Here is an 8,363-nt window from a genome sequence, read left to right as displayed (position 1 = left end):
CCCCCTGCGTCTGCATCTGCGCGCGCCCCTGCTGCTGTCTGCCCTGAGCCTGGCCCTGCTGCCGGCGCTGGCACAGCAGCAGCAACAACAGCAATCCCTGCCCGCCGTGAGCCTGCAGGGCCGCTCCGCCGAGGCCCCCGTGCTGGTGGGCGGCTTTGGCGAGACGCCCGTGGCCAAGCTGCCCCTGCAGGCCCAGGTGATCAGCGCCGAGCGCCTGCGCGATCTGGGCGTGGACGCGCTCTCCGGCCTGAGCCTGCTGGATGCCAGCGTGGGCGATGCCTACAACTCCCAGGGCTATGTCTCCTATCTGAAGGTCCGCGGCTACGACCTGGACAACCGTTTCAACTACCGCCGCGACGGCCTGCCCATCAATGCCGAGACGGCCCTGGCCCTGGGCAACAAGAGCAGCGTGGAACTGCTCAAGGGCACCAGCGGCATGCAAGCTGGCACCAGCGCCCCGGGCGGTCTGGTGAACCTGGTGGTCAAGCGTCCCAATGGCAATTTCACGAGCCTGGGCTTGGAGCTGAGCGAGCGTGGCACGGTGGAAGCCAGCGTTGACCTGAGCCGGCGCTTTGGCGCCGATCAGGCCTTCGGCCTGCGCCTGAACGCCAGCGGTGCCAGCCTGCGCCCCGAGCTGCGCGATGCCAAGGGCGATCGCCAGCTGCTGGCCCTGGCCGGCGACTGGCGCGCCACGCCCGATACCCTGGTCGAGGCCGAGTTCGAGTGGAACCGCCAGAGCCAGCCCAGCCAGCCCGGCTTCAGCCTGCTGGGCAACAGCCTGCCCTCGGCCCGGCAGATCGATCCGCGCATCAATCTGAACAATCAGCCCTGGACCCTGCCGGTGGACTTTGACAACCAGCATGCCTCGCTGCGCCTGACGCAGCGGCTCAATGCCGACTGGAAGGCCCAGGCCCATCTGGGTCTGCAGCGCCTGAAGACCGATGACCGCCTGGCCTACCCCTTCGGCTGCAGCGAGAGCGCCGATGTCTACTGGGCCGACCGCTACTGCCCCAATGGCAATTTCGATGTCTACGACTTCCGCAGCGAGAACGAGCGCCGCAACACCGACGCGCTGGACCTCTCGCTGAGCGGCCGCTTCAGCACCGGCGCCCTGCGCCACGAGCTCACGACCGGCCTGCTGCTCAGCCGCTTCGAGTCGCGCGGCCAGACCCGCCGCAATGACGGCCCGGGCACCGGCAATATCAACGGCCAGCTGATCGCCAGCAATCTCAGCCCCGGCATCGACGAGATGACCCTGCGTGACGAGCGCAGCACCGAGTTCTATCTGCGCGACGCGGTGCAGCTCGACGCCTGGCTGCCCGGCCTGAAGGCCTGGGCCGGCCTGCGCCACACCCGCCTGCAGCGCGAGAGCGTGCAGACCGACGGCAGCCGCGCCACCGACTACGCGCAAAGCGTCAGCACGCCCTGGCTGGGTCTGAGCCAGGCCCTGAGCCCGCAGCTCATGGTCTATGCCAGCTGGGGCCAGGGCATCGAGTCCGAGGTGGTGCCCAACCGCAGCCGCTACAAGAGTCCCGGCCAGGCCCTGCCCGCCCTCAAGAGCCGCCAGCTGGAACTGGGCCTGAAGTCCGGCAGCTCCACGGTGGACTGGGGTCTCGCCTTCTTCGACATCAAGCGCCCGCAGTGGCGTGATTTCGGCGACTGCGACAGCAAGCCGCTGAGCTGCGAGCGCCGTGCTGACGGCATCGCCCGCCACCGCGGCCTGGAAGCCCAGGCCGACCTTAAGTGGCAGGGCGGCGGCCTGCTGGCCAGCGCCATGAAGCTGCAGGCCCGCCAGCGCGGCAGCGAGATCGCCAGCCTCAACGGCCTCAAGCCCGCCAATGTGCCCGAGACCACGCTCAAGCTGCAGGGCCGCCAGCAGATCGCCGCCCTGCCCGGCCTGCAGCTGCAGCTGGGCCTGGTGTACGAGGGTGAGCGCGCCGTGCTGCCCGACAACAGCCTGCGCATTCCCGGCTGGGCGCGCCTGGATGCCGGCGCCCGCTACGAGCAGGCCCTGGCCGGGGGCCAGCTGCTGACCTGGCGCCTGGGCGTGGACAACCTGGCCGACCGCCGCGCCTGGAAGGAGTCGCCCTACCAGTACGGTCATGTCTACCTCTACCCGCTCGCGCCGCGCACTTTCCGGGTGAGTGTTGAGATGGGCTTGTAAACACTCAAAAACTATGGCTATAATGCAAGGCTCTGTTCCCCGATAGCTCAGTCGGTAGAGCGCCGGACTGTTAATCCGTAGGTCCCTGGTTCGAGCCCAGGTCGGGGAGCCAAGAACAGAAGGCCTTGTTCGCGAAAGCGGACAAAGCAAAAAGCCAAGACGGCCCGCTGCCACCGCATGGTGGGCCCGACATAAAAAACAATTCCTCGATAGCTCAGTCGGTAGAGCGCCGGACTGTTAATCCGTAGGTCCCTGGTTCGAGCCCAGGTCGAGGAGCCAAATCAAAGCCCTGCAAGCATCAAGCCTGCGGGGCTTTTTTCTTTGTCGAATCCAATCACCTCTCGCACAGGAAGCTCCACCATGTCCACCCCCACCCTGCCCGCCTGCCCTCAATGCGCTTCCGTCTACACCTACGAGGACGGCAGCCAGTTGGTCTGCCCAGAGTGTGGTCATGAATGGTCGGCGCAGGCTGCATCCACCGCCGCGGTCGACGAAGTGCGCGTGATCAAGGACGCCGTCGGGAATGTGCTGCAAGACGGCGACACCGTCACCGTGATCAAGGACCTGAAGATCAAGGGCTCCTCCCTGGTCGTCAAGGTCGGCACCAAGGTCAAGAACATCCGTCTGACCGAGGGCGATCACGACATCGACTGCAAGATCGAAGGCATAGGCGCCATGGGCCTGAAGTCCGAGTTCGTGAAGAAGGTCTGAGCCCCCGCAGTGCCGCTCGAGGCCCTTGGGCGCCCGGCACTGCTCGCGGCGGCTCGGGGTCGGCGGCAGCAATCAACCGCTCATCAAGCCTACCGGCACGATGGCGCTCTTCAACACGCTGCGCAGCACAAAGCTGCTGTGCACCCCGGTCACGCCAGGGATGCGGGTGAGGTGGCCCAGCAGCAAAGCCTGGTAATGGTCCATATCGCGCACCGCAACCTTGAGCTGGTAGTCGGCCTCCTGGCCGGTGATCAGCAGGCACTCCAGCACCTCGGGCAGCAGACCCACGGCGGCCTCGAAGGTCGCGAAGCGCTCGGGCGTGTGCACATCCATGGAGATATGGACCAGGGCGGTGAGCGTGAGCCCCAGCTTGCGGGCGTCCACCGTGGCCCGGTAGCCGCTGATCAGGCCCGCCTCCTCCAGGGCTCGCACCCGGCGCAGGCAGGGCGAGGGCGATAGCCCGATGCGCTCGGCCAGCTCCTGGTTGGGCAGGCGCCCCTCGCGCTGCAGGATCTCCAGAATCTGCCTGTCGAATCGATCCAATTCCACGTCAATTGCCTGATATGAATTTTCGTTGGCAGATTATTGCGCACAGAAAGAGTTAAACAGCAATTTAGCAATCTTCTGCCACAGGCTTCTCTCTACACTGACAGCAACGCAGATCAAGCGGAAACCCGCCGGGCCACACGCCCGCCACGCCCAGCCGACAGCCCCACAAGGGCCCGTTCCGGAACCGGGTCGCCATCACCCCAAGCGCAGAGACAAGCTGCCTTGGGGTTTTGTCTTTGTGGAGGGCCAGCCCGGCTTGGCCCGCGCTTCAGTGGGACGGGGCTTGCAGCTGCTGCAGCAACTGCGCCGCCACCGCCACCGCAATCACGGCCGGCTGCTTGCCGGTGATGCCGGGCACGCCGATGGGGCAGCTCACACCGGCCAGCTCCGCGGCCGTGAAGCCGCGGGCCTCCAGACGGTGGCGGAAGCTGGCCCATTTGCTCTTGCTGCCGATCAGGCCGATGAAGGGCAGATCATCCCGCGCGCGGCGGCGCTGCAGGCAGGCGGCCACGATGTCCAGGTCTTCGGCATGACTGAAGCTCATGATCAGCACGCAAGCGCCGGGGGCCAGGTCTTGCACCGCGGCCTGCACCGGGTCGGAATGCTCGGCCCGCACGTTCTCGGGCAGGGGCTGGGGAAAGATCTCGTCGCGGCTGTCGAACCACTGCAGCTCGACCGGCAAGTCGGCCAGCAGGCGCACGATGGCCCGGCCCACATGGCCGCCACCGAACAGGGCCACGGGCAGGCGCGGCTCGCCATCCGCCAGACGCGCCTTCAGGCCCGGGATATCGGCCGGGCCCAACAAGGCAAAGTCCAGCCCCACCACGCCGCCGCAGCACTGGCCCAGGCTCGGGCCCAGGGCAAAGCGCCGGCGCGGCTCGGTCACGGCCCCAAGGGCCAGGATGGCGCGGGCCTGGGCCATGGCCTCGAACTCCAGATGCCCGCCGCCAATGGTGCCGATCAGGGCCTGACGGCCCACGGCCATCCAGGCACCCACCTCGCGCGGCCCGCTGCCCTGCACCTCGGCCACGCGCACCAGCACCGCCGGCTCGGCGGCCAGCAGCAAAGCAAGTTCCTGCCACGGCCGCATGGGAAGTTCAGCTGCCGCGGTAGGTGGAGTAGGACCAGGGGCTGGCCAGCAGGGGCACGTGGTAATGCCCGCCGGTGTCGGCAATGCCGAAGTCCAGCGGCACCTCGTCCAGAAAGGCCGGCTCGGGCAGCTGCACGCCGCGGCCCTTGAAGTAGGCGGCCACGCCGAAGACCAGGCGGTAGCGGCCGGCCTGCAGGGCCTCGCCCTCCAGCAACGGGGCATCGGCCCGGCCGTCGCTGTTGAGCGTCAGGCGCTTGAGCTCCTGCGCGCTGCCATCCGCCGCCAGGCGGTAGAGGCGCACGGCCATGCCCGCGGCGGGGCTGCCGTGCATGGTGTCCAGCACATGGGTAGTCAGCTTGCCGGTCTGTGTGCCCATTTCTTGCTCGTCCTCATCTCATCCGCGATAGCGGCAAAGTGTATACACTTCTGCGCACACCTCCGAACTTCGCCATGAGCGCCGACCAGGACAGCACCACCGCCCGCATTGCCGCCTCCATCACCGCCGCCATCGTGGAGCGGCGCCTGATGCCCGGCACCAAGCTGGCCGAGCAGAAGCTGGCCGATATCTACCACTGCTCACGCACCCTGGTACGCCAGGCCCTGAACCAGCTCAGCCGCGACCGCCTCGTCACCCTGCACCCCGCGCGCGGCGCCTTTGTGGCCGAGCCCAGCGTGGAGGAAGCGCGCCAGGTCTTCGAGACCCGCCAGATGCTGGAGAGCGCCATGCTGGCCCAGCTGGTGGAGCGCATCACGCCGGCCCAGATCAAGGCCCTGCGCGCCCATCTGAAGCAGGAGCGCGAGGCCGTGGCCCGCACCGATGTGCCGGGCCGCACCCGGCTGCTGGCCGACTTCCATGTGCTGCTGGCGCGGCAGCTGGGCAACGAGGTGCTGGCCGAGATGCTGGCCGACCTGCTCTCGCGCAGCTCCCTGATCGCCCTGATGTACCAGAGCTCGCACTCGGCCGCCGAGTCGCAGGCCGAGCATGAGGCCATCGTGGACGCGCTGGAGGCCCGCGACAAGAAGGCGGTGCAGAAGCTGATGGACACGCATCTGGGCCATGTGGAGGCCAATCTGCGGCTGAACCCGCGCGTCAAGGATCTGAAAGAGGCTTTGAGCAGCTTATGAGCACCATCCAGCCCTCCCGCTACCCGCGCGATCTGATCGGCTATGGCGAGCATCCGCCGCATGCGCAGTGGCCCGGCCAGGCCCGCATCGCCCTGCAGTTCGTGCTGAACTACGAGGAAGGCGGCGAGAACTCGGTGCTGCACGGCGACGCCGGCTCCGAGCAGTTCCTCTCCGAGATGTTCAACCCGGCCGCCTACCCGGCCCGGCATCTGAGCATGGAGGGCATCTACGAGTACGGCTCGCGCGTGGGCGTGTGGCGCCTGCTCAAGGAGTTCGAGAAGCGCGCCCTGCCGCTCACGGTCTTCGGCGTCTCCATGGCCCTGGAGCGTCACCCCGAGCTGACCCAGGCCTTCAAGGAGCTCGACCACGAGATCGCCTGCCACGGCTGGCGCTGGATCCACTACCAGAACCTGGACGAGGCGACCGAGCGCCATCACATGGAGATGGGCATGGACATCATCCAGCGCCTGACCGGTGAACGTCCCTCGGGCTGGTACACCGGCCGCGACAGCCCCAACACCCGGCGCCTCGTCGCCGACTACGGCGGCTTCGAGTACGACAGCGACTATTACGGCGACGACCTGCCCTTCTGGCTGCAGGTGAAGAAGAGCGACGGCCAGCTGGCCCCCCATCTGGTCGTGCCCTACACACTGGACTGCAATGACATGCGCTTCGCCCTACCCCAGGGCTTCAGCCATGGGGACGAGTTCTTCGAGTACCTGCGCGACAGCTTTGATGTGCTCTACGCCGAAGGCAGCGATGCGCCCAAGATGATGAGCATCGGCATGCACTGCCGCCTGCTGGGCCGCCCGGGCCGCCTGCGCGCCCTGCAGCGCTTTCTGGACCATGTGGAAAAGCACGACCGCGTCTGGATCTGCCGCCGCGTGGACATCGCGCGGCATTGGCGCGCCACCCACCCCTTTGACGCCAACACCGCCTTCGTATGGGAATGATCACGCTCGACCAGCTCAACGCCGCCAGCCCCGCCGATTTCGTCGCGCTGCTGGACGGCACCTATGAGCATTCACCCTGGATCGCGGAGCGCGCCGCCGCGGCGAGGCCCTTTCTGAGCCTGGCCCAGCTCAAGCATGCGCTCGCCAGCGTGGTGCGCGAGGCCACGCGGGACGAGCAGCTGGGCCTGATCCGCGCCCACCCCGAGCTGGCGGGCAAGGCCGCCATCGCGGGTGAGCTCACGGCCGAGTCCACGAACGAGCAGAGCCGGGCCGGCCTCACCGCTTGCACGCCCGAGGAGTTCGACCGCCTGCAGCAGCTCAATGCCGACTACAAGGCCAAGTTCGGCTGGCCCTTCATCCTGGCGGTGCGCGGCCCGCGCGGCCAGGGCCTGAGCCGGGGCGAGATCATCGCCACCTTCGCGCGCCGCCTGGCCGGACACCCGGATTTCGAGCGCGCGGAATGCCTGCGCCACATCCACCGTATCGCCGAGATCCGCCTGAACGACAAGTTCGGCATCGAACCCATGCTGGGCAACCAGATCTGGGACTGGGCCGAGCAGCTGGCCGTGCATTCCGACCCCGGCTTCAAGGAGCAGGGACAGCTCACCGTCACCTACCTCACCGAGGCCCACCGCGCCGTGGCCGACCAGCTGGCACGCTGGATGCGCGAGGACTGCGGCTTTGACGAGGTGAGCATCGACGCGGTGGGCAATGTCGTGGGCCTCTATCACGGCAGCGATCCCGCAGCGCCGCGCCTGCTCACCGGCAGCCATTACGACACGGTGCGCAATGCCGGCAAGTACGACGGCCGCCTGGGCATCCTGGTGCCCATGCTCTGCGTGCGCGAGCTGCATCGCGCGGGCCGACGCCTGCCCTATGGCCTGGAGGTGGTGGGCTTTGCCGAGGAAGAGGGCCAGCGCTACAAGGCCACCTTCCTGGGCTCGGGCGCGCTCATCAATCGCTTCAAGCCCGAATGGCTGGACCAGCAGGACGCCCAGGGCGTGTCCATGCGCGAGGCCATGCAGGCCGCCGGCCTGCCCGCCACACTGGAGGCCATCCAGGCCCTGGCGCGCGAGCCGCAGCGCTACCGCGGCTTTGTGGAAGTGCATATCGAGCAGGGCCCGGTGCTCAATGAGCTGGACCTGCCCCTGGGCATCGTCACCTCCATCAATGGCAGCGTGCGCTATGTGGGCGAGGTGCAGGGCATGGCCTCGCATGCCGGCACCACACCCATGGACCGGCGCCGCGATGCCGCGGCCGCAGTGGCGGAGCTGATCCTCTATGTGGAGCAGCGGGCCGCAGCCGTGCCGGACGTCGTGGGCACGGTGGGCATGCTGGAGGTGCCCGCCGGCTCCATCAATGTGATCCCGGGCCGCTGCAAGTTCAGCCTGGACCTGCGCGCCACCACCAATGCCGCGCGCGACGCGCTGGACGCCGATGTGCAGGCCGAGCGGGCCCGCATCTGCGCGCGCCGCGGCCTGAGCTTCCAGCTCACGCCCACCGAGAACGCCAGCGCCGCGCCCAGCGACCCGGCCTGGCAGCAGCGCTGGGAGCGTGTGGTCCAGAGCCTGGGCCTGCCGGTGTTCCGCATGCCCTCGGGCGCGGGGCATGACGCGATGAAGCTGCACGAAGCCATGCCCCAGGCCATGCTCTTTCTGCGCGGCCTGAACTCGGGCATCAGCCACAACCCGCTGGAATCCATCAGCAACGACGACGCCGAACTCTGCGTGCGCGCCTTCCAGGCCTTGCTGGAACAGGAAGAACTCTGAAC

The 8,363-nt window shown here is 68.0% G+C and carries 8 protein-coding genes and 2 tRNA genes; 7 read left to right on the top strand and 3 right to left on the bottom strand.

Features of this window, described 5'->3' with window-relative positions:
* The 4 genes from ACK5F2_RS01895 to ACK5F2_RS01880 form a co-directional block, all read left to right on the top strand.
* A partial coding sequence (locus ACK5F2_RS01895; RefSeq protein ID WP_409862370.1) for a TonB-dependent siderophore receptor occupies positions 1-2,164 on the top strand: 2,164 nt, incomplete at its 5' end.
* Between the two features lie 36 nt (positions 2,165-2,200).
* Positions 2,201-2,276 (top strand) — tRNA-Asn (locus ACK5F2_RS01890).
* A gap of 91 nt (positions 2,277-2,367) precedes the next feature.
* Positions 2,368-2,443: transfer RNA gene (locus ACK5F2_RS01885), tRNA-Asn, on the top strand.
* Between the two features lie 81 nt (positions 2,444-2,524).
* Entirely contained in the window at positions 2,525-2,875 is a 351-nt protein-coding gene (locus ACK5F2_RS01880) for a zinc ribbon domain-containing protein YjdM (RefSeq protein WP_409862368.1), read from the top strand.
* Between the two features lie 72 nt (positions 2,876-2,947).
* Here the strand turns inward: ACK5F2_RS01880 and ACK5F2_RS01875 are convergent, their stop codons facing one another.
* From ACK5F2_RS01875 to uraH, 3 genes are all read right to left on the bottom strand, one after another.
* Entirely contained in the window at positions 2,948-3,424 is a 477-nt protein-coding gene (locus tag ACK5F2_RS01875) for an Lrp/AsnC family transcriptional regulator (protein WP_409862367.1), read from the bottom strand.
* Between the two features lie 268 nt (positions 3,425-3,692).
* Positions 3,693-4,514, bottom strand: coding sequence for a xanthine dehydrogenase accessory protein XdhC (gene xdhC, locus ACK5F2_RS01870; RefSeq protein ID WP_409862365.1), 822 nt, complete (start codon positions 4,512-4,514; stop codon positions 3,693-3,695).
* A gap of 7 nt (positions 4,515-4,521) precedes the next feature.
* On the bottom strand, positions 4,522-4,890 hold the full coding sequence (gene uraH / locus ACK5F2_RS01865; RefSeq protein WP_409862364.1) for a hydroxyisourate hydrolase: 369 nt from the start codon (positions 4,888-4,890) through the stop codon (positions 4,522-4,524).
* A 74-nt stretch (positions 4,891-4,964) separates the two neighbouring features.
* Here uraH and ACK5F2_RS01860 point away from each other — a divergent pair, with 74 nt between their 5' ends.
* Genes ACK5F2_RS01860 through uraD form a run of 3 tightly spaced genes read left to right on the top strand, consistent with a single transcriptional unit; the run spans position 4,965 to position 8,361 of the window.
* Positions 4,965-5,639, top strand: a complete 675-nt coding sequence (locus ACK5F2_RS01860; RefSeq protein ID WP_133603134.1) for a GntR family transcriptional regulator — start codon at positions 4,965-4,967, stop codon at positions 5,637-5,639.
* Positions 5,636-6,592 (top strand): allantoinase PuuE, encoded by a 957-nt coding sequence (gene puuE / locus ACK5F2_RS01855; protein WP_409862363.1) that lies wholly within the window; start codon positions 5,636-5,638, stop codon positions 6,590-6,592. Before ACK5F2_RS01860 ends, puuE begins: the two co-directional genes overlap by 4 nt.
* On the top strand, positions 6,583-8,361 hold the full coding sequence (uraD, locus tag ACK5F2_RS01850) for a 2-oxo-4-hydroxy-4-carboxy-5-ureidoimidazoline decarboxylase (RefSeq protein ID WP_409862361.1): 1,779 nt from the start codon (positions 6,583-6,585) through the stop codon (positions 8,359-8,361). The genes puuE and uraD overlap by 10 nt, the downstream gene beginning before the upstream one ends.
* Positions 8,362-8,363 lie beyond the last annotated feature (2 nt).

The sequence above is a fragment of the Roseateles sp. genome (genome assembly GCF_046300915.1).
Lineage (GTDB): Bacteria > Pseudomonadota > Gammaproteobacteria > Burkholderiales > Burkholderiaceae_C > Kinneretia.
This window is presented reverse-complemented; position numbering and strand designations above follow the sequence as displayed.